Source organism: Salmonella sp. JXY0409-18 (genome assembly GCF_020268625.1).
GTDB classification, from domain to species: domain Bacteria; phylum Pseudomonadota; class Gammaproteobacteria; order Enterobacterales; family Enterobacteriaceae; genus Salmonella; species Salmonella enterica.
On the sequence record NZ_CP084216.1, the window covers coordinates 3682227 to 3701789 of the forward strand.

Genomic DNA, 19563 nt, shown 5'->3' on the forward strand with positions numbered 1-19563 from the left:
AACAAAGTATTCACCTTCTGTCCATACAGGTTTTGATTGAAATCAGTAAAGGAGGCACATTTTAACAATTTTACAGAAATCATGTTTCAAAACTGTAACTGTGCACAAATGTTAAATTTACCCACCAGGAGGTAGATTTAACGTATTTGAAACGATAAAAAATCTCATCTGAACCGATTCAACAGCAGATTAAATGCGTTTTTATGCATAAATAATGAATAAAAACAAATCAACCTTTGTAAGGGAAAATAAAAGGAGGTATTTACAAGTGCTTTCTTTTTACGCAACTCGTCATCACCCCTGCACAAAGCAGGTGCATTCGCGGTCACATACCATTATTCTGATCAAGACGAAAGAGTTGAAGTGACATTTAAAAAAACGAATCTGTAAATAAATCAATACAAAAAGCGGAATTGCAAACTTACACACGCACTACTGCATCGTTCAAAATAAGCGCGTTATGAATAAACCGCGCCCGATACACGAGGTTTTATGATGGACAGTCAGCAGCACGGCGAGCAGCTCAAGCGCGGCCTGAAAAACCGCCATATTCAGCTTATCGCATTGGGCGGCGCGATAGGGACAGGCTTGTTCCTGGGAAGCGCCTCCGTTATTCAGTCTGCGGGGCCAGGAATTATCCTGGGCTATGCGATTGCAGGCTTTATTGCCTTTCTGATTATGCGCCAGCTGGGAGAGATGGTGGTTGAAGAACCGGTCGCCGGCTCTTTTAGCCACTTCGCCTATAAATACTGGGGCGGCTTTGCCGGATTCGCTTCCGGCTGGAACTACTGGGTGCTGTACGTATTAGTTGCCATGGCGGAACTGACCGCAGTGGGTAAATATATCCAGTTCTGGTATCCGGAGATCCCCACCTGGGCTTCTGCGGCAGCCTTCTTTGTGATTATCAACGCCATCAACCTGACCAACGTTAAAGTGTTCGGTGAGATGGAGTTTTGGTTCGCCATTATTAAAGTGATCGCAGTCATCGCTATGATTCTGTTCGGCGCGTGGTTACTCTTCAGCGATACCGCTGGTCCGCAGGCCACCGTGCGCAACCTGTGGGAACAGGGCGGCTTTCTGCCGCATGGCTGGACCGGGCTGGTGATGATGATGGCCATTATTATGTTTTCGTTCGGCGGACTGGAGCTGGTAGGGATCACCGCCGCTGAAGCCGATAACCCGGAACAGAGCATTCCCAAAGCCACCAATCAGGTTATCTATCGCATCCTGATTTTTTATATCGGCTCGCTGGCGGTTCTGCTTTCGCTGCTGCCATGGACTCGCGTCACCGCCGATACCAGCCCGTTTGTTCTTATCTTCCATGAGCTGGGCGATACGTTTGTCGCCAATGCGCTGAATATCGTGGTTCTCACCGCCGCGCTATCGGTTTATAACAGCTGCGTTTACTGCAACAGCCGTATGCTGTTCGGTCTGGCCCAGCAGGGAAATGCGCCGAAAGCGCTGCTGAACGTCGACAAACGCGGCGTGCCGGTGAGCTCCATTTTGGTTTCCGCCGTCGTGACGGCGTTGTGCGTGCTGCTCAACTACCTGGCTCCAGAGTCCGCATTCGGACTGCTGATGGCGCTGGTGGTCTCCGCGCTGGTCATTAACTGGGCGATGATTAGCCTTGCCCATATGATGTTCCGTCGCGCGAAACAGCAGCAGGGCGTGAAAACCCGCTTCCCGGCCCTGTTTTATCCGTTCGGCAACGTTCTCTGCCTGCTGTTTATGGCGGCGGTATTGATCATTATGCTGATGACGCCAGGTATGGCGATCTCCGTGTGGCTGATTCCGGTATGGCTGCTCATCCTGGGCGTCGGCTACCTGTGTAAAGAAAAAACGGCAAAAACGGTGAAAGCCCACTGATCGTGGCGTTACTTTTCCGCCCTCCCCGTCCGGGGAGGGTGTTATCTGTCTCACAGTTTCCCACGTATAACCATTTTATCCATATCAGCGGCGTGATCCTGCTACGCAAATAAAAGCTCGCAGGCGAATAATTACCGCCATCATCTGATGGGGAGAAGTCTCAATGGATAAGGGCAGACTTTCGGTAAGAGAGAAAATCGGGTATGGCATGGGTGACGCCGGATGTAACATTATTTTTGGCGCTATCATGCTGTTTGTTAATTATTTTTATACGGATATTTTTGGTCTTGCCCCGGCGTTAGTCGGTGTTTTACTCCTTTCAGTACGCGTTATCGATGCCGTTACCGATCCGGTGATGGGCGCGCTTGCCGATCGTACCCAAAGTAAATATGGTCGTTTCCGCCCCCGGCTACTGTGGATTGCATTTCCCTACGCGCTGTTCAGCGTGCTGATGTTCACGACGCCGGACTGGGGCTATAACAGCAAAGTTGTCTATGCTTTCGTCACCTATTTTCTGCTTTCCGTGACCTACACCGCCATCAATATTCCCTATTGCTCACTGGGCGGCGTGATCACCAACGATCCAAAAGAGCGCGTGGCCTGTCAGGCTTATCGCTTCGTGTTAGTCGGCATCGCGACGCTGTTGTTATCGTTAACGCTATTGCCGATGGTGGACTGGTTTGGCGGCGGCGACAAAGCCAAAGGCTATCAGTTGGCGATGACCGTGCTGGCGATTATCGGCATGGGTATGTTTCTGTTCTGCTTTGCCAGCGTCCGCGAACGCGTTCGCCCTGCCGTTCCGACGCACGATGATATGAAGAATGATTTCAAAGACGTGTGGAAAAACGATCAGTGGGTACGCATTCTGCTATTGACCTTATGTAACGTCTGCCCAGGGTTTATCCGTATGGCGGCGACCATGTATTACGTCACCTGGGTGATGGGACAAAGCACCCATTTCGCTACGCTTTTTATTAGCCTTGGCGTGGTCGGTATGATGATCGGCAGTATGCTGGCAAAAGTCTTAACCGATCGCTGGTGTAAATTGAAGGTATTTTTCTGGACCAATATCGCGCTGGCGATTTTCTCCTGCGCGTTCTATTTCTTTGATCCGAAAGCTACCGTGATGATAGTGGCGCTCTACTTCCTGCTCAATATTCTGCATCAGATCCCTTCCCCGTTGCACTGGTCGCTGATGGCGGACGTCGATGATTACGGCGAATGGAAAACCGGCAAACGCATTACCGGTATTAGCTTCTCCGGTAATCTGTTCTTCCTGAAACTGGGCCTGGCGATTGCCGGGGCGATGGTCGGCTTTTTGCTCTCCTGGTACGGTTATGACGCCAGCGCCAAAGCGCAAAGCGCCTCGGCGATGAACGGTATTATGCTGTTGTTTACCGTTATCCCCGGCGTTGGCTATCTGATTACCGCAGGCATGGTACGTCTGCTGAAAGTTGACCGTGAACTGATGAAAAAAATCCAGGACGATTTGGAAAAACGTCGCACTAATTACCGCGAATTGAGTGAGTTGCAGGAGCTCAAAGCCGCTGAAAGCGTAAGGAAAGCCTGATGGCAAACTGGCCAAACCCGTTTATTGAACAACGTGCCGATCCGTTTATTTTACGCGACGGCAGCGATTACTACTTTATTGCCTCCGTACCGGAATATGACAGGCTGGAAATCCGCCGGGCTAATTCGCTGGAAGGGTTGCGCGCCGCCGACCCCGTTGTCGTCTGGCGCAAACCGAAAACAGGCCCGATGAGCCAACTCATCTGGGCACCGGAAATGCACCGCATCAACGGTAAGTGGTACATCTATTTTGCCGCTACCCATACTCAAGCGCTTGATAAACTGGGAATGTTCCAGCACCGCATGTTTGCCCTGGAGTGCGCCGATGCCGACCCACTCACCGGCAAGTGGACGGAGAAAGGTCAAATTAAGACGCCGTTTGATACCTTCGCCCTCGATGCCACCACTTTTTATCATCAGGGAAAGCAGTGGTATCTGTGGGCGCAAAAAGCGCCGGATATTGCCGGTAACTCAAATATTTATCTGGCTGAACTGGAAAATCCGTGGACGATTAAAGGCGAGCCGGTAAGACTCAGTAAGCCAGAGTACGACTGGGAGTGTCGGGGTTTTTGGGTTAACGAAGGTCCGGCCGTCGTGGTGCATGGCGACAAGCTGTTTATCAGCTATTCGGCCAGCGCCACCGATGAAAACTACTGTATGGGGTTACTGTGGATTAACGTAAACGACGATCCGCGCGATCCGGCCAACTGGCATAAATCACCGCGCCCGGTCTTTACCACCAGCTATGAAAATCGCCAGTATGGGCCGGGACACAACAGCTTTACGCAAACGCCGGAAGGTGAAGATGTACTGGTGTACCACGCGAGAAATTACACCGAAATTGAAGGCGATCCGTTGTACGATCCCAACCGCCATACGCGTCTGAAACGGGTGCGCTGGGACGAAAACGGGATGCCTGATTTTGGCGTACCGCCAGCCGATACGATCTAAGCCGTTGCACTGCCCGGTGGCGCTAACGCTTACCGGGCCTACAGATTTTTCCATTGTAGGCAGCATAAGCGTTAGCGCCATCGGCACAACGCTATACTAATGCCCCATAAATGGTGAGCAACGCAATAATCACCACCACCACAAACGAGGCCTTCTTCGCCATCGACACCGCCGCTTTGGGGGTTTCTACCTTGTCAGTATGCGGTTCGCGCGCCAGTGAGAACTGCGCCAGACGTGTGAGCACCTGATACTGCGAAGTATGCAGATCCGCCAGCGAGGCAAACCAGGCCGGCAACGCTTTCTCGCCATGCCCCAGTAATGCATACACTACGCCCGCCAGACGTACCGGAATCCAGTCCAGCACATGAAGAATAGCGTCAATGCCGGATTGCAAACGTTGGTGCGGCGTCTGATAGCGCGCCAGCCACGTCTGCCAGGCCCGTAAAAACGCATAGCCCACCAGCGTTACCGGCCCCCATGGACCGCCAACGATAAACCAAAATAGCGGTGCGAGGTAAAAACGGAAATTTATCCATAACAACGCATTTTGCAACTCACGCAAAAATTCACGCTCATTACAATCCGGCGGCACGCCGTGAATCAGCGTAAGCTCGCTGGCCATCGCCTCGCAAGGATGCGGATCGTTACGGGACGCCGCTTTCAGCCAGGCGTGATAATGTACTCGCACTTTGCCCGCGCCGATACACAGCACGCCCAGGAGAATCCACACCACCAGCGTCGGCACGTTAAATAGCAGCCCTTTTAACGCCTGGAGCAGTAGAAAAGTCACCACCATCGCGATCGCCGTCATTCCCATCGTGCGCAACATCGAAAAATGCGTAATCCGACGGAATAGCGCCTCCAGCCGATGATCGAGCTGCCAGTGCTCGCCCAGCTTAAACAGGCGCTCGACAATCAGCACCAGTAATGTCGTAAACAGCGTCATGTCATCTCCTTGTGCGACGAAAGGGCTACCAAAGCGCGAAAGCGCGGCCAGTCAAAGGCAGGGCCAGGGTCCGTTTTGCGGTCAGGCGCAATGTTACAGTGTCCGGTCATATTGTCGGCGATCGCCGGATAGCAAGCGATAAGCGTGCGCGTCACGGCGGCTAGCTGCTGATACTGCGCATCGGTATAAGCCAGCGTATCCGTCCCCTCCAGCTCAATACCAATGGAGAAATCATTACAACGTTCCCGCCCCTGATAGTTTGATACGCCCGCATGCCACGCACGCTTATCAAAAGGCACATACTGGACGATTTCACCGTCGCGACGAATCAGACAATGGGCCGAAACACGAAGATGAGCGATTTCTGCAAAAAAAGGATGGGCGTCTGGATCTATCGTTCCGGTGAATAATGCATCGATCCACGGACCGCCAAACTCGCCGGGGGGCAGGCTAATATTATGCACCACCAGCAAGGACGGTTTTTCGTCATCCGGACGGCAATCATAATGCGGAGAAGGGACGCGTCGCGCCTCTACCAACCAACCCTTATCTGGCAACATGCAGAGTCTCCTTTTGAGTGGTGCTTATAGCTGCTTCAGAGTAGCATGTTTCTACCTTATGATTCGTTAGCAATTTGGAGTTTTATCATGCCGCCTCGCCGTTATAACCCAGACGACCGACGTGACGCGCTACTGGAACGCATTAATCTCGATATCCCTGCCGCCGTTGCTCAGGCGCTGCGTGAAGATTTAGGTGGAGAAGTCGATGCTGGCAACGATATCACCGCGCAACTTTTGCCGGCAGATACGCAAGCCCATGCCACGGTGATCACTCGTGAAGACGGCGTTTTCTGCGGCAAGCGCTGGGTTGAAGAGGTCTTCATCCAACTGGCGGGCGATGATGTGCGCCTCACCTGGCATGTCGATGACGGCGACGCCATTCACGCCAACCAAACAGTGTTTGAACTGAACGGCCCCGCTCGCGTATTGCTGACCGGCGAGCGCACGGCGCTAAACTTTGTCCAGACTCTTTCTGGCGTCGCCAGTGAAGTACGCCGCTACGTTGGACTGCTGGCTGGCACCCAAACCCAGTTGCTCGACACGCGTAAAACGCTGCCGGGTCTGCGCACCGCGCTCAAATATGCAGTTTTATGCGGCGGCGGCGCCAATCATCGTCTGGGCCTCACTGACGCGTTCCTGATTAAAGAAAACCATATCATCGCCTCCGGTTCTGTTCGTCAGGCGGTGGAAAAAGCGTTCTGGCTACATCCGGACGTGCCGGTAGAAGTCGAGGTCGAAAATCTGAATGAACTGGACGATGCGCTGAAAGCAGGCGCGGATATTATCATGCTGGATAATTTCAACACCGACCAGATGCGCGAGGCGGTGAAACGCGTCAACGGCCAGGCGCGGCTGGAAGTATCCGGCAACGTCACCGCGGAAACCTTACGCGAATTTGCTGAAACCGGGGTGGATTTCATCTCCGTTGGCGCGCTGACCAAGCACGTACGCGCGCTCGATCTCTCCATGCGTTTTTGCTGATCCTCTCCGCCCGATGGCGCTGCGCTGTCGGGTCTATAAATCACCTGTCCGGCTATCCGCGTCGTGATTCGGTAAAATATTCGTAGCGCCTCGCAATAACGTTGCCGTGTCATGTAACGCAGCGAAAATCTTCAGAATCCGCCTTCCCGTTTTACCTTTTGCCGCTCGCCCGCTCTTCCCGCGTTTGCCACAGTAGCGCCAGCTAACTCAAGGAGCGAACAATGGAAAAACAACGCGGTTTCACGCTTATCGAACTGATGGTCGTTATTGGCATCATCGCCATTTTAAGCGCCATCGGCATTCCGGCTTACCAGAACTATCTGCGTAAAGCGGCGCTGACGGATATGTTGCAAACGTTTGTCCCCTACCGTACCGCCGTCGAACTCTGCGCTCTGGAACATGGTGGGACGAGCACATGCGATGCGGGCGTCAACGGTATCCCCTCGCCCGTCATCACCCGTTATGTTTCGGGCATGAGCGTGGAAAAAGGCGTCATCACGCTTACCGGCCAGGAGAGTCTGAGCGGGCTTAACGTCATCATGACGCCCGCCTGGGACAATGCTAACGGCATTACCGGCTGGACGCGTAACTGCAATATTCAAAGCGACAGCGCGTTACAACAGGCTTGTGAAGATGTCTTCCGTTTTGACGCCAACTAAGGAGACAAGATGAAAGACGCTCAGCTCAACACATTGTGTCAACGTCATCAGGCTGTACTGATCAATAGCGCCAGCAACAGTATCACTGTTGCGGTGGTCGACGCGCCCTCTCATGCGTTACTGGACGCTCTGCATTTCGCCACGCAAAAACAGATTGATATTGTGTGCTGGACTCGCCAGCAAATGGAAAATCATCGGCATAAGCCGGATCAGGCTCCCTCGGCAAACGCCGCGAAAGGCGGAGAAACCGCGGCCCAGCTTCTCAATCAGACATTACGCTCGGCGATGGAGAAACGCGCCTCTGATATCCATCTCGAACCAGGCGCCAGCCGCTACCGAATAAGACTCCGCATCGACGGCGTTCTTCATATTCTGCAGGACATCGCCAAAGAGACGGGGCTTGCGCTGACGGCCAGATTGAAAGTCCTGGGAAATTTGGACATCGCTGAACATCGGCTGCCGCAGGACGGGCAATTTACCGTTGACCTGGCGGGCGACAGCATCTCTTTTCGTATCGCCACGCTTCCCTGTAAAGAAGGCGAAAAAGTCGTCTTACGGTTGTTGCATCAGGTTGAACAAACGCTGGATCTGGACACGCTGGGCATGTACGGGGCACAACTTACCGCTTTTAGACAAGCCCTACAGCAACCTCAGGGGCTGGTACTGGTGACTGGCCCCACCGGTAGCGGAAAAACAGTCACGCTATACAGCGCGCTACAAACCCGGAATATGCCGGGTATCAACCTCTGTAGCGTTGAGGATCCGATAGAAATTCCACTGGATGGGATTAACCAAACGCAGATCCATCCCCGCGCCGGGCTCACCTTTCAAAATGTGCTGCGCGCGCTTTTACGCCAGGATCCTGACATCATCATGGTAGGTGAAATTCGTGACGGCGACACCGCAGAAATCGCCATTAAGGCGGCACAAACGGGCCATCTGGTACTTTCCACGCTCCATACGAACTCCACCAGCGAAACCCTGATACGTTTACAACAAATGGGCGTAGCACGCTGGATGATCTCATCGGCGCTTACGCTGGTGGTAGCGCAACGCCTGGTAAGGAAGCTTTGCCCGCACTGCAAACAGCGCCTGAGCGATCCCGTGGTGCTATCGCCCAATCTTTGGCCCAGCGCGCTACCGCGCTGGCAGGCAAGCGGCTGTCAGCATTGCTACCACGGCTTTTATGGCCGAACCGCGTTATTCGAAGTGTTAACCGTTACCCCGACATTACGTCAGTTAATTGCGAGCGGCGCATCGGCACAAGCACTGGAAGCCCACCTCCAACAGACCGGTACAGGGACGCTTTTTGAAAATGGCTGTCGCGCCGTTGAGCAAGGCATGACGTCCTTTGAAGAGATACTGCGCGTTCTGGGAATGCCCCATGAGCGTTAAACAGCTCTGGCGCTGGCAAGGCGTTAACGATAAAGGTCAACTGGAACAAGGCGTTGTATGGGTGGACAATCGTCTGGCGCTGATCATCACCCTGCAACATCAGCGCATTATGCCGCTTCGCATCAAGCGCATGGGCGTTAACGCCGCACTGTGGAAAGAAGAGCAAAGCGCTGAAATTATTCATCAGTTGGCCACGCTCATTCATGCCGGACTGACGCTTTCTGAAGGGCTGGAACTCCTTGCGCAACAGCATCCCCACCGACAATGGCAAGCGCTGTTGCGCACGCTGGCTCACGAGCTTGAACAGGGCGTCCCTTTTTCCAGCGCATTAGTCTCCTGGCCGCAGGTATTTCCGCCGCTCTACCAGACGATGATCCGCACCGGAGAACTGACCGGCAAACTGGCCGAATGCTGCTTTGAACTGGCCCGTCAGCAAAAAGCGCAGCGGCAGATTACGGTTAGCGTGAAAAAGGCGCTGCGCTATCCCGCCATTATTCTGACAATGGCCGCTCTGGTCGTTTTCGCCATGCTGCACTTTGTTCTGCCGGAATTTGCCGCCATTTACCGTAGCTTTAATACCCCGCTCCCTCTTCTGACGCGCGGTATTATCGCGATAGCGCAATGGGGGTCGGCATGGGGTTGGCTCATCTTGTTCCTGGCGATGCTCGTTGCTATCGCTCACCGCAGGGTAAAACAAAAGCCGTCCTGGCAAGCGCAGCGGCAGCGTCTTCTGCTACGGCTTCCCGTTATGGGTCGCCTGATAAGAGGCCAGAAACTAGCGCAAATATTCACCGTACTGGCATTGACCCAAAGCGCAGGCATTCCTTTTCTTCAGGGACTGGAAAGCGCTATCGATAGCCTCGGCTGCCCTTACTGGTCACAGCGTTTAACGCAGGTACATCAGGAGATCGCCGCGGGCAATCCGGTCTGGTTGGCGCTAAAAAATACCCAGGAATTTAGTCCGCTATGCCTGCAACTGGTCAGAACGGGCGAAGCGTCCGGTTCACTCGATATCATGCTGCATAACCTTGCCCGTCACCACAGTGAAACTACGCTGGCGCTGGCCGATAATCTGGCGTCGCTGTTGGAACCGGCGTTATTGATCATCACCGGCTTAATTATCGGTACGCTGGTGGTGGCGATGTATTTGCCGATTTTTCATCTGGGAGACGCGATGAGCGGGATGGGATAAGGCTGGCGCACATTTACGCCAGCCAGAATATTAGAGGCTATTGAAAATGCGGTTTTCTTGTTCCTGCACCCGAATAAAGGTGGTGCGTTTGGTCAACTCTTTCAGGCGAGACGCGCCGACATAAGTGCAGGCTGAGCGTAGACCGCCCAGGATATCGCGGGCGGTATTGCCCACCGGCCCACGCAGCGGCAATTTAACCGTTTTACCTTCTGCCGCGCGGTATTTCGCAACGCCGCCGACATGACGGTTCATCGCAGATTCCGAACTCATGCCGTAGAACAGCATAAATTTCTCGCCGTTCTCTTCTACCACGCTGCCGCCGCTCTCTTCGTGACCCGCCAGCATGCCGCCCAACATAACGAAATCCGCGCCGCCGCCGAAGGCTTTTGCTACGTCGCCTGGCATGGTGCAGCCGCCATCGCTGACGATCATGCCGCCCAGGCCATGCGCCGCGTCAGCACATTCGATAACCGCCGACAGTTGCGGATAACCAACGCCGGTTTTTACACGCGTCGTGCATACGGAGCCGGGACCAATTCCCACTTTCACGATATCGGCGCCGGAGAGGATAAGCTCTTCGCACATCTCGCCCGTTACCACATTGCCTGCGCAGATTGTTTTTGTCGGCCATGCTTCACGTGCTTTCGCGACGAACTGCACAAAATGTTCTGAATAGCCATTGGCCACATCAATACAGACAAAGTTCAGCGCAGGATCCAGCGCCAGAATCTGCACGGTCTTTTCGAAATCAGCATCAGAGGTCCCGGTGGAAACCATCACATGCTTCAGAACATCAGCCGAAGCCGTGTTGATAAAAGCTGCCCATTCTTCAACGGTATAATGTTTATGTACAGCAGTCAGAATATCAAACCCGGCCAATGCTTGCGCCATTTCAAACGTCCCGACGGTATCCATATTGGCCGCGATAATCGGTACGCCAGACCAGGTCTGACCTGAGTGTTTAAAGGTGAATTGACGTTCCAGTTCGACATCGGAACGGCTTTTGAGGGTAGAACGTTTAGGACGGATAAGAACGTCTTTGAAACCTAACTTCAGATCTTCTTCAATACGCATGTGCGGATTCCTGGGGTTAATGGCGAAAAATCGAAACTCACAACTCCAGTGACGCTATCATACGCACTAATCATGGCCGTACAAGACTGCGAAATTCTCTTTTTTTACGTTACAATCCCATAAATTTACCTGGCGAATAGTAGGTTAATGCTCAGAGCGCATCGTCTTTGTATGTTTAAAATTTAACCTTTTGATTATCAAACTAAAATTCCGGAAGCTGGAGATATGAGGTATACCGTAGCCTTAACCGGCGGTATTGGCAGCGGTAAAAGTACCGTCGCTGATACCTTCGCTGACCTCGGAATAACCGTCATCGACGCGGATATTATCGCGCGCCAGATGGTTGAGCCAGGGCAGCCCGCCCTGAACGCAATAGCGGAACATTTTGGTTCTGAACTTATCGCCGCCGACGGCACGTTACGTCGCCGGGCGCTGCGTGAGCGTATTTTTTCGCATCCGGAAGAAAAAGCCTGGCTTAACGCTCTGCTTCATCCCTTAATTCAGCAGGAAACCCAACGACAGTTTCAACAGGCTACGTCGCCCTATGTGTTATGGGTTGTGCCTCTGCTGGTTGAAAACAGGCTGTATCAAAAAGCCAACCGCGTACTGGTGGTTGACGTTACGCCCGAAACGCAGCTTATGCGCACAATGCAGCGTGATGATGTTACGCGCGAGCATGTTGAACACATTCTCGCTGCGCAGGCGACGCGTGAAGCGCGCCTTGCCGTGGCGGACGATGTTATTGATAATAACGGCGCACCGGATGCTATCGCATCAGATGTGGCCCGCCTGCACGCCAGTTATCTTAAGCTCGCGTCGCAGTTTGTCTCACAGGAAAAACCGTAATGCACACCCAGGTCCTATTTGAACACCCTCTCAATGAGAAGATGCGTACGTGGCTGCGCATAGAGTTTTTGATCCAACAGCTCTCCATCAACCTGCCAATTGCAGACCATGCTGGCGCACTGCATTTTTTCCGTAACATCAGCGATCTACTGGATGTGTTCGAACGGGGCGAAGTCCGTACCGAACTGCTGAAAGAACTGGAGCGCCAGCAGCGTAAATTACAGGCCTGGGTTGAGGTTCCCGGCGTCGATCAAGACCGTATTGAAGCCCTGCGCCAGCAGTTAAAATCCGCGGGCAGCGTGCTGATCTCCGCCCCGAGGATTGGCCAGCAGCTACGCGAAGATCGCTTGATTGCCCTTGTGCGTCAACGCCTAAGTATTCCTGGCGGCTGTTGCAGTTTCGATTTACCCACTCTGCATATCTGGTTGCACCTACAACAGGCGCAGCGCGACGCCCAGATTGAAAGCTGGCTTGCCAGCCTGAATCCCCTCACCCAGGCGCTGACTTTGGTACTTGATCTGATCCGTAATTCAGCGCCTTTCCGTAAGCAAACCAGCCTGAACGGTTTTTATCAGGATAACGGGGACGACGCCGATTTGCTGCGTCTTATGCTGACGCTCGATTCACAACTTTATCCGCAAATTTCCGGCCATAAGAGCCGTTTTGCCATTCGCTTTATGCCGCTGGATAGTGAAAATGGTCTGGTGCCGGAGCGTCTTGATTTTGAACTGGCCTGTTGCTAAGGAGTAAAAATGTCTGACGTGACCGTCGTAAACTGTCCGACCTGCGGTAAACCGGTCGTCTGGGGGGAAATTAGCCCCTTCCGCCCATTTTGTTCTAAACGCTGTCAGTTAATTGATTTGGGCGAATGGGCCGCCGAAGAGAAACGAATCGCCAGCAGCGGCGACCAGTCTGATAGCGACGACTGGAGCGAAGAGCGCTAACGGTGATAGCTCTGTTGAGACGGCAATATCGCCTTATGACAAAAATAATCAATAAATACGCGTAGTTTTGGCGCCATATGCGCGCGGCTGGGATAATACCAATAAAATCGGCGAGATTAGGCTATAACAGAAACGTAGCCGCCACTGCGCCAGAAAACCTCGGCGCGTTATCACTGACCCTAAGCCCGCAGGAGCTGGCGGCAATTGAGGCGGTTTTTCCTCACGACGCCGCGGCCGGCCCCCGCTACTGGCCGGAAATTATGTCGACATTAAATCGCTAATAAGATCGATGGGGATCGTGTTGCGATCCCCCACTAAGGCGCAAATTGGCGTAATTTACGAATAATCGGTTCATTGGCCGGTGGAAAATCGTCCGTATTCAACGCGTTTTGCGCGATCCACCGTCCCGGCTGTCCTTCTTTCCCCCACGGTTCGCCCTCCCAGCGTTCAACCAGCCAAAACCACAGCGTAATGTGTCGGTCCGGGAATTGATATTCCAGAGTGTCGAATAATGTCACCTGTGTTGGCGTAATCCCCACCTCTTCCTGTAGCTCCCGGATCAACGCCTGCTCTGGTGTTTCGTCGGCTTCAATTTTTCCGCCGGGAAATTCCAGCTTGTTCGCCATATGCGCATCCGCGGCGCGTCGGGTAATAAAAATTTCATCGTTCGGGTTGCGGATAATCCCAACCGCGATTTGCAGTCTTTTCATCTTGTTGCATCCATAAAAAAGGCGCAGTCGCCTGCGCCTTTTTATCTGTGTTCAATGCCAGGCCGAATAAGCGTAGCGCCCTTCGGCAATAATGCCAGCACCGACCTGATGGCAACACATTATGTCTTATCAGGCCGGTAAGTTTATCGCATTAGCTCAGGCGACCGTGACACTGTTTGTATTTCTTACCGGAACCGCAAGGGCAAGGATCGTTACGTCCAATCTTACGTTCGCCTGTTTGGGCGGCCAGATCGGCAGCCACAGCGGTATCGTCATCCTGATGGCTTAGCTGCTGCATCTGCGCCAGGCGCTCCGCCTCTTCGCGACGCTGCATTTCCATCGCTTCGACCTCTTCCGGCATACGTACCTGGACTTTGCTCAGGGTGCTGATCACTTCATATTTCAGCGATTCCAGCATCGCGGCGAACATAGCGAAGGATTCGCGCTTGTATTCCTGCTTCGGATCTTTTTGCGCATAGCCGCGCAGATGAATACCCTGACGCAGGTAATCCATCGCCGCCAGGTGCTCTTTCCACAGGGAATCGAGCGTTTGCAGCATCACGCCTTTTTCGAAATGACGCATCATTTCAGCGCCAACCACCTCTTCTTTACGCTGATACACTTCGATAGACTGCGCCAGGATGCGCTCACGCAGCGTCTCCTCATGCAGCTCCGGCTCTTTATCCAGCCATTCGGCAATCGGCAGCTCCAGGTCGAAGTCGTTTTTCAGGCGTTCCTGCAAACCCGGGATGTCCCACATCTCTTCCAGCGACTGCGGCGGAATATAGGCGTCGATAGTCGCCTTAAAGACATCTTCGCGAATGCTGTTAATGGTGTCGCTCACGTCAGACACATCCAGCAGTTCGTTACGCTGGGTATAAATTGCACGGCGCTGATCGTTCGCCACATCATCATATTCCAGCAGTTGCTTACGAATATCGAAGTTACGGCTTTCTACTTTACGCTGCGCGTTAGCGATAGCTTTCGTCACCCACGGGTGCTCAATCGCTTCGCCCGGCTTCATCCCCAGTTTACGCATCATACCGGAGACACGATCGGAGGCGAAAATACGCATCAGCGCATCTTCCATCGACAGGTAGAAACGGGAAGAACCCGGATCGCCCTGGCGACCGGAACGGCCACGCAGCTGGTTGTCGATACGGCGGGATTCATGGCGCTCGGTGCCAATGATATGCAGACCGCCGGCAGCCAGAACCGCGTCATGGCGTACCTGCCAGTCCGCTTTAATCTGCGCAATCTGTTCTTCCGTCGGCGCTTCCAGCGCGGCGACTTCCGCCTGCCAGCTACCGCCCAGCATAATATCGGTACCACGACCCGCCATGTTGGTAGCGATAGTGACCGCCGCTGGATAACCAGCCTGCGCAACGATGCCTGCTTCGTTGGCGTGGAATTTTGCGTTCAGTACGTTATGTTTGATGCCCGCTTTGGTCAGCTCTCTGGAGACCACTTCAGATTTCTCGATAGAAATCGTCCCGACCAGCACTGGCTGACCGTTCGCGGTACGCTCTTTAATATCTTCGATAATGGCCTGGATTTTTTCCGCTTCGGTCATGTAGACCAGATCCGGCAAATCTTTACGGATCATCGGACGGTTGGTCGGAACAACGACGGTGTCCAGCTTATAGATAGAGCTAAATTCGAAGGCTTCAGTATCCGCCGTACCGGTCATACCGGCCAGCTTTTCATACAGACGGAAGTAGTTCTGGAAGGTGATAGACGCCAGCGTCTGGTTTTCATTCTGAATTTCAACGCCTTCTTTCGCTTCTACCGCCTGGTGCAGACCGTCAGACCAGCGACGCCCCTGCATGGTACGACCGGTATGTTCATCAACAATGATGACTTCACCGTCTTTCACAATGTAATCCACGTCACGGGTAAACAGCGCGTGCGCGCGCAGCGCGGCGGTGACGTGATGCATCAGCATAATATTGCCAGGCGAGTAGAGCGACTCGCCTTCATCCATAATGCCTTCTTGCACCAGTAGCTCTTCGATCAACACCAGACCGCGTTCGGTCAGGTTAACCTGGCGCGCTTTCTCATCAACGGAGAAGTGGCCTTCGCCCTGGAAAGTGTCAGAATCTTCTTTCTCCTGACGAATCAGGTGCGGAATGATTTTGTTCACTTTTTTGTACATTTCCGAGCTATCTTCCGCCGGGCCGGAAATAATCAGCGGCGTACGCGCTTCATCGATCAGGATGGAGTCGACCTCATCCACCAGCGCATAATGCAGTTTACGCTGCACGCGCTCTTCCGGGCTGAACGCCATGTTGTCGCGCAGGTAGTCAAAACCGTATTCGTTGTTAGTGCCGTAAGTGATGTCGGCAGCGTAAGCTTCACGTTTGGCTGGCGCAGGCATACCTGGCAGGTTGATACCAACGGACATGCCGAGGAATTCGAATAGCGGACGGTTGTTTTCGGCGTCACGCTGCGCCAGATAGTCGTTCACGGTTACCACATGAACGCCTTTGCCGGACAGCGCGTTCAGGTAGGCTGGCAGCGTTGCGGTCAGCGTTTTACCTTCACCAGTACGCATTTCGGCGATACAGCGATCGTTGAGCACCATACCACCCAATAGCTGAACGTCGAAGTGACGCATCCCAAAGACGCGTTTACTGGCTTCACGCACCACCGCGAACGCTTCCGGAATCAGGCTCTCTACGCTTTCGCCTTTTTCAATACGGGCGCGAAATTCGTTGGTTTTCGCTTTCAGTTCGTCATCGGAGAGTTTTTCCATCTCCGGTTCCATCGCATTAATAAGGCTGACGGCCTTACGCATACGACGCAGCGTACGATCGTTACGGCTACCGAATACTTTGGTTAATAATTTGATTAGCATAATAAAGTCTCAAATGCCCCGCGCCGCGGAGCTACAAATAAAGTAAAAGGGTCTTTTTTCGTTAGCTGAGACGTTGCGGACCGGCGCGGATACCCTGCGCCTGACTTATCCAGGCCGGGATGCTAAATGCGGTTTGTGGCGCAAAATACGCCAGGGAGAGGCGGCGAACAATCGCCGGCGGCGTGCCCTCCTGCGTGAGCATCGCGCTGAGCGTATTCAGTAAGGCGATATGATGCGCCTGTAATGGCGACGGCGCGTCGGCAACGGGCAGCGTTTGCGGCGCCATTGCAAAAGAAAGGTGGCGAATCACCGTGCGAATAGCGTGCTGATGCCAGTAATCTACGGTGAAATTGGGACGACGGTTAGAGGCTTCTAACAGCGCAAGATGGCTAAAGTTAACTTTAGACGCGGTGCTGGCGGTCGTCCTTGCAGGTGTATTGGTTTCGGCGGCGTTACTGAGCGCGGGCAAACCAAAACTCGCCGCGACCATCCCTAATAAGAGATGCGGCCAGAAGTATCGTCTGCCTAACTGTCGCCAGCGCGTCAGTATTCCACTCACGTCATTGCCACCTGATATGCCCCTCATGGGCTTACGGAATCAAAACAATTTGCGCACAAATCTTATCATTAAAGCGTACGCGCTACAGCAGTAATGACGAGAAGCTAAGGTGAAAATCGGCTAAGAAAACAGCGAACGCGCCGTGTTTCCATTTAACCCTGTCAAAATGGCTGTATTAAGGAAAGCGCAGATAAAGAATAGTAAAAAAAACGACTGGCTCGCCTGGCCGGAGAGAGTGCCAGGTTAACCAGTCGAATTTTATACGACAGCGTATGTCGTTATGCCAGTACCGTCGAAGGCGCTTTGAAAGCCAACGGCAGTTCTGCGTCGTCCTGGAAGGTCACAAATTCCCAAGCTTCCTGTTTTGCCAGGACTGCCTGTAACAATTTGTTATTCAATGCGTGACCGGATTTATACGCGGTAAACGCACCAATAATATTGTGACCACACATGAACAAGTCACCGATCGCGTCAAGCATTTTGTGACGAACGAATTCATCTTCAAAACGCAGGCCGTCTTCGTTCAATACGCGATAATCGTCAACAACGATGGCACAATCGAAGCTGCCGCCCAGGCACAGGCCGCGGGACTGCAGATATTCGATATCGCGCATAAAACCGAAGGTACGCGCACGGCTGATCTGGCGCATGAACGCATCCGCAGAGAAGTTCATCGCGTAGCGCTGGCTGCTGGAATCGATCGCCGGATGGTTAAAGTCGATGGTGAAATCCAACGTAAAACCATTGTACGGTCTGAATTCAGCCCATTTATCGCCATCTTCAACCCGAACAGTCTCTTTGATGCGTACGAATTTTTTGGCGCAGTTCAGTTCATCAATACCGGCATCAAGCAGCAGGTAGACAAACGGAGCGGCACTGCCATCCATGATCGGGATTTCCGGGGCATTAACCTCAATAACGATGTTATCGATACCTAAGCCCGCCAGAGCAGCGTTCAGGTGCTCAACGGTTGAAATCCGTACATCATGCTCATTCACCAGACACGTACAGAGCATGGTATCACGCACAGATTTGGCATCGGCCGGGAAATCTACCGGTGGATTCAAGTCGGTGCGACGATAGATGACCCCGGTATTGGCCGGCGCAGGGCGTAATGTCAGGGTGACTTTTTTGCCGGTGTGTAAACCGACGCCAGTCGCCTGAACGATACGTTTAAGTGTCCTTTGTTTGATCATCGTATAATCTCGCCAAATTACCTATCCAACCGAAGTGTACTATACATTCGGCGGGCCAGTTTAGCACAAAGAGCCCAGAATCCCAAATTCCAGCTAATTCTTAATCAGCTTGCTTACGCAGGAATGCGGGGATATCCAGATAATCCGGCTCTTTCGCCGCCTGTGGCGTATTGTCGTTAACCACTTTCGCGACCGTTTTTTGCTCCTGCGTCAGCGGCGCCATACCGTGCTGCTGATAACGATCCAACACCGGCTGCTGCACCTGTTTATTGGTGACCAGAGTGATTTCCGGACGTTTGTCCATACCAATACCGGTCGCCACTACCGTCACGCGCAGTTCATCATTCATATCCGGGTCCAGAGAAGTACCGATAACCACGGTGGCGTTATCCGACGCAAACGCGCGAATGGTGTTACCGACGGTTTCAAACTCGTCCAGACGCAGGTCGAAGCCCGCCGTAATGTTGACCAACACGCCGCGCGCGCCGGACAAGTCGATATCTTCCAGCAGCGGAGAGGAAATAGCCATTTCAGCCGCTTCTTCCGCACGGTCTTCACCGCTCGCCACGCCGGAGCCCATCATTGCGTAGCCCATTTCAGACATCACGGTACGCACGTCAGCAAAATCGACGTTCATCAGGCCCGGGCGGGTGATCAGCTCTGCGATACCCTGAACCGCGCCTTTCAGCACGTCGTTAGCCGCGCCGAACGCGTCGAGTAGGGAGATACCACGGCCCAGCACTTTCAGCAGCTTGTCGTTCGGGATGGTGATCAACGAGTCCACATGCTTGGACAGCTCGGTGATACCCTGCTCCGCAAATGCCATGCGCTTTTTGCCTTCAAAATTGAAAGGCTTAGTCACCACGGCAACGGTCAGAATACCTAAATCTTTTGCCACTTCAGCAACCACTGGCGCCGCGCCGGTTCCGGTACCGCCGCCCATGCCTGCCGCGATAAATACCATGTCTGCGCCTTCAAGCGCCGCACGCAGCGCTTCACGGTCTTCGTCCGCCGCGTTACGACCGACTTCCGGGTTAGCGCCGGCGCCCAGACCTTTGGTAATGCCGCTACCAATTTGAATGGTCTGGCCAACCGCCGTTTTACGCAACGCCTGAGCGTCGGTATTCACCGCGAAGAATTCAACACCTTCGATGCGCTCGCGCACCATGTGTTCAACAGCGTTACCGCCGCCACCACCGACGCCGATGACTTTAATCACCGCGTCGTTGGTTAGTTCCATAGGTTCAAACATAATCTC

Annotated in this window: 18 protein-coding genes and 2 pseudogenes; 11 read left to right on the forward strand and 9 right to left on the reverse strand. The window is 53.3% G+C overall.

Annotated features, from left to right (window positions below; translation table 11 throughout):
• Positions 1-492: 492 nt before the first annotated feature.
• The 3 genes from aroP to LDB27_RS18000 all read left to right on the forward strand — a co-directional run bounded on the left by aroP (position 493) and on the right by LDB27_RS18000 (position 4386).
• Positions 493-1866 (forward strand): aromatic amino acid transporter AroP, encoded by a 1374-nt coding sequence (aroP, locus tag LDB27_RS17990; protein WP_000969487.1) that lies wholly within the window; start codon positions 493-495, stop codon positions 1864-1866.
• Between the two features lie 163 nt (positions 1867-2029).
• On the forward strand, positions 2030-3436 hold the full coding sequence (locus LDB27_RS17995; protein WP_225519885.1) for a glycoside-pentoside-hexuronide (GPH):cation symporter: 1407 nt from the start codon (positions 2030-2032) through the stop codon (positions 3434-3436).
• The gene (locus LDB27_RS18000; RefSeq protein WP_000024788.1) at positions 3436-4386 is read left to right on the forward strand and encodes a family 43 glycosylhydrolase; all 951 of its coding nucleotides are present in this window, start codon (positions 3436-3438) and stop codon (positions 4384-4386) included. Before LDB27_RS17995 ends, LDB27_RS18000 begins: the two co-directional genes overlap by 1 nt.
• Positions 4387-4477: 91 nt before the next feature.
• On the opposite strand, the gene ampE is transcribed toward LDB27_RS18000, so the two are convergent.
• Positions 4478-5332 (reverse strand): beta-lactamase regulator AmpE, encoded by an 855-nt coding sequence (gene ampE, locus LDB27_RS18005; protein WP_000172039.1) that lies wholly within the window; start codon positions 5330-5332, stop codon positions 4478-4480.
• Complete coding sequence (gene ampD / locus LDB27_RS18010; protein ID WP_000936326.1) at positions 5329-5892, reverse strand: 1,6-anhydro-N-acetylmuramyl-L-alanine amidase AmpD; 564 nt, start codon at positions 5890-5892, stop codon at positions 5329-5331. The genes ampE and ampD overlap by 4 nt, the downstream gene beginning before the upstream one ends.
• Before the next feature lie 87 nt (positions 5893-5979).
• On the opposite strand from ampD, the gene nadC reads away from it, so the two are divergent.
• The 4 genes from nadC to hofC all read left to right on the forward strand — a co-directional run bounded on the left by nadC (position 5980) and on the right by hofC (position 10119).
• Positions 5980-6873: a carboxylating nicotinate-nucleotide diphosphorylase gene (gene nadC / locus LDB27_RS18015; RefSeq protein WP_001135137.1), complete on the forward strand. Its 894-nt coding sequence runs from the start codon at positions 5980-5982 to the stop codon at positions 6871-6873.
• 221 nt (positions 6874-7094) lie between these two features.
• Positions 7095-7532 (forward strand): prepilin peptidase-dependent pilin, encoded by a 438-nt coding sequence (ppdD, locus tag LDB27_RS18020; RefSeq protein ID WP_000414988.1) that lies wholly within the window; start codon positions 7095-7097, stop codon positions 7530-7532.
• Between the two features lie 9 nt (positions 7533-7541).
• Positions 7542-8927 (forward strand): type II secretion system protein GspE, encoded by a 1386-nt coding sequence (gene gspE / locus LDB27_RS18025; protein WP_000650608.1) that lies wholly within the window; start codon positions 7542-7544, stop codon positions 8925-8927.
• Positions 8917-10119, forward strand: coding sequence for a protein transport protein HofC (gene hofC, locus LDB27_RS18030; protein ID WP_000114112.1), 1203 nt, complete (start codon positions 8917-8919; stop codon positions 10117-10119). Before gspE ends, hofC begins: the two co-directional genes overlap by 11 nt.
• Before the next feature lie 30 nt (positions 10120-10149).
• On the opposite strand, the gene LDB27_RS18035 is transcribed toward hofC, so the two are convergent.
• Positions 10150-11193: a GMP reductase gene (locus LDB27_RS18035; protein ID WP_001217363.1), complete on the reverse strand. Its 1044-nt coding sequence runs from the start codon at positions 11191-11193 to the stop codon at positions 10150-10152.
• Between the two features lie 225 nt (positions 11194-11418).
• Between LDB27_RS18035 and coaE the strand changes: the two genes are divergently transcribed.
• From coaE to yacG, 3 genes are read left to right on the forward strand one after another with little or no spacing between them, the layout of a single operon-like run.
• The gene (gene coaE / locus LDB27_RS18040; protein WP_001270920.1) at positions 11419-12039 is read left to right on the forward strand and encodes a dephospho-CoA kinase; all 621 of its coding nucleotides are present in this window, start codon (positions 11419-11421) and stop codon (positions 12037-12039) included.
• On the forward strand, positions 12039-12782 hold the full coding sequence (gene zapD / locus LDB27_RS18045; RefSeq protein ID WP_000557441.1) for a cell division protein ZapD: 744 nt from the start codon (positions 12039-12041) through the stop codon (positions 12780-12782). Before coaE ends, zapD begins: the two co-directional genes overlap by 1 nt.
• A gap of 9 nt (positions 12783-12791) precedes the next feature.
• Positions 12792-12983, forward strand: coding sequence for a DNA gyrase inhibitor YacG (yacG, locus tag LDB27_RS18050; protein WP_001286419.1), 192 nt, complete (start codon positions 12792-12794; stop codon positions 12981-12983).
• Here yacG and LDB27_RS18055 read toward each other — a convergent pair.
• Positions 12980-13093: pseudogene (locus tag LDB27_RS18055) on the reverse strand (LysR family transcriptional regulator); the annotation flags it as partial. The gene yacG and the pseudogene LDB27_RS18055 sit on opposite strands and share 4 nt — an antisense overlap.
• On the opposite strand from LDB27_RS18055, the pseudogene LDB27_RS23975 reads away from it, so the two are divergent.
• Positions 13052-13264, forward strand: a pseudogene (locus LDB27_RS23975) (aldo/keto reductase); the annotation flags it as partial. The pseudogenes LDB27_RS18055 and LDB27_RS23975 sit on opposite strands and share 42 nt — an antisense overlap.
• 33 nt (positions 13265-13297) lie before the next feature.
• Here the strand turns inward: LDB27_RS23975 and mutT are convergent.
• The 5 genes from mutT to ftsZ all read right to left on the reverse strand — a co-directional run bounded on the left by mutT (position 13298) and on the right by ftsZ (position 19557).
• A complete protein-coding gene (gene mutT, locus LDB27_RS18065) occupies positions 13298-13693 on the reverse strand; it encodes an 8-oxo-dGTP diphosphatase MutT (RefSeq protein WP_000826474.1) in 396 nt (131 codons plus the stop codon).
• Between the two features lie 151 nt (positions 13694-13844).
• The gene (gene secA / locus LDB27_RS18070) at positions 13845-16550 is read right to left on the reverse strand and encodes a preprotein translocase subunit SecA (protein WP_000905755.1); all 2706 of its coding nucleotides are present in this window, start codon (positions 16548-16550) and stop codon (positions 13845-13847) included.
• Positions 16551-16611: 61 nt separating this feature from the next.
• On the reverse strand, positions 16612-17109 hold the full coding sequence (gene secM / locus LDB27_RS18075) for a secA translation cis-regulator SecM (RefSeq protein ID WP_000014336.1): 498 nt from the start codon (positions 17107-17109) through the stop codon (positions 16612-16614).
• A 278-nt stretch (positions 17110-17387) separates the two neighbouring features.
• Positions 17388-18305 (reverse strand): UDP-3-O-acyl-N-acetylglucosamine deacetylase, encoded by a 918-nt coding sequence (gene lpxC, locus LDB27_RS18080; RefSeq protein ID WP_000595487.1) that lies wholly within the window; start codon positions 18303-18305, stop codon positions 17388-17390.
• 100 nt (positions 18306-18405) lie between these two features.
• The gene (gene ftsZ, locus LDB27_RS18085) at positions 18406-19557 is read right to left on the reverse strand and encodes a cell division protein FtsZ (protein ID WP_000462785.1); all 1152 of its coding nucleotides are present in this window, start codon (positions 19555-19557) and stop codon (positions 18406-18408) included.
• Positions 19558-19563: the final 6 nt, after the last annotated feature.

Excerpts from the sequence above, each read along its gene's own strand:
- ftsZ (WP_000462785.1), bottom strand. The coding sequence starts at position 19,557 with ATGTTTGAACCTATGGAACTAACCAACGACGCGGTGATTAAAGTCATC.
- yacG (WP_001286419.1), top strand. The coding sequence starts at position 12,792 with ATGTCTGACGTGACCGTCGTAAACTGTCCGACCTGCGGTAAACCGGTC.
- LDB27_RS17995 (WP_225519885.1), top strand. The coding sequence starts at position 2,030 with ATGGATAAGGGCAGACTTTCGGTAAGAGAGAAAATCGGGTATGGCATG.
- gspE (WP_000650608.1), top strand. The coding sequence starts at position 7,542 with ATGAAAGACGCTCAGCTCAACACATTGTGTCAACGTCATCAGGCTGTA.
- mutT (WP_000826474.1), bottom strand. The coding sequence starts at position 13,693 with ATGAAAAGACTGCAAATCGCGGTTGGGATTATCCGCAACCCGAACGAT.
- coaE (WP_001270920.1), top strand. The coding sequence starts at position 11,419 with ATGAGGTATACCGTAGCCTTAACCGGCGGTATTGGCAGCGGTAAAAGT.
- LDB27_RS18035 (WP_001217363.1), bottom strand. The coding sequence starts at position 11,193 with ATGCGTATTGAAGAAGATCTGAAGTTAGGTTTCAAAGACGTTCTTATC.
- zapD (WP_000557441.1), top strand. The coding sequence starts at position 12,039 with ATGCACACCCAGGTCCTATTTGAACACCCTCTCAATGAGAAGATGCGT.
- LDB27_RS18000 (WP_000024788.1), top strand. The coding sequence starts at position 3,436 with ATGGCAAACTGGCCAAACCCGTTTATTGAACAACGTGCCGATCCGTTT.
- nadC (WP_001135137.1), top strand. The coding sequence starts at position 5,980 with ATGCCGCCTCGCCGTTATAACCCAGACGACCGACGTGACGCGCTACTG.
- secA (WP_000905755.1), bottom strand. The coding sequence starts at position 16,550 with ATGCTAATCAAATTATTAACCAAAGTATTCGGTAGCCGTAACGATCGT.
- ppdD (WP_000414988.1), top strand. The coding sequence starts at position 7,095 with ATGGAAAAACAACGCGGTTTCACGCTTATCGAACTGATGGTCGTTATT.
- aroP (WP_000969487.1), top strand. The coding sequence starts at position 493 with ATGATGGACAGTCAGCAGCACGGCGAGCAGCTCAAGCGCGGCCTGAAA.
- ampE (WP_000172039.1), bottom strand. The coding sequence starts at position 5,332 with ATGACGCTGTTTACGACATTACTGGTGCTGATTGTCGAGCGCCTGTTT.
- lpxC (WP_000595487.1), bottom strand. The coding sequence starts at position 18,305 with ATGATCAAACAAAGGACACTTAAACGTATCGTTCAGGCGACTGGCGTC.
- hofC (WP_000114112.1), top strand. The coding sequence starts at position 8,917 with ATGAGCGTTAAACAGCTCTGGCGCTGGCAAGGCGTTAACGATAAAGGT.
- ampD (WP_000936326.1), bottom strand. The coding sequence starts at position 5,892 with ATGTTGCCAGATAAGGGTTGGTTGGTAGAGGCGCGACGCGTCCCTTCT.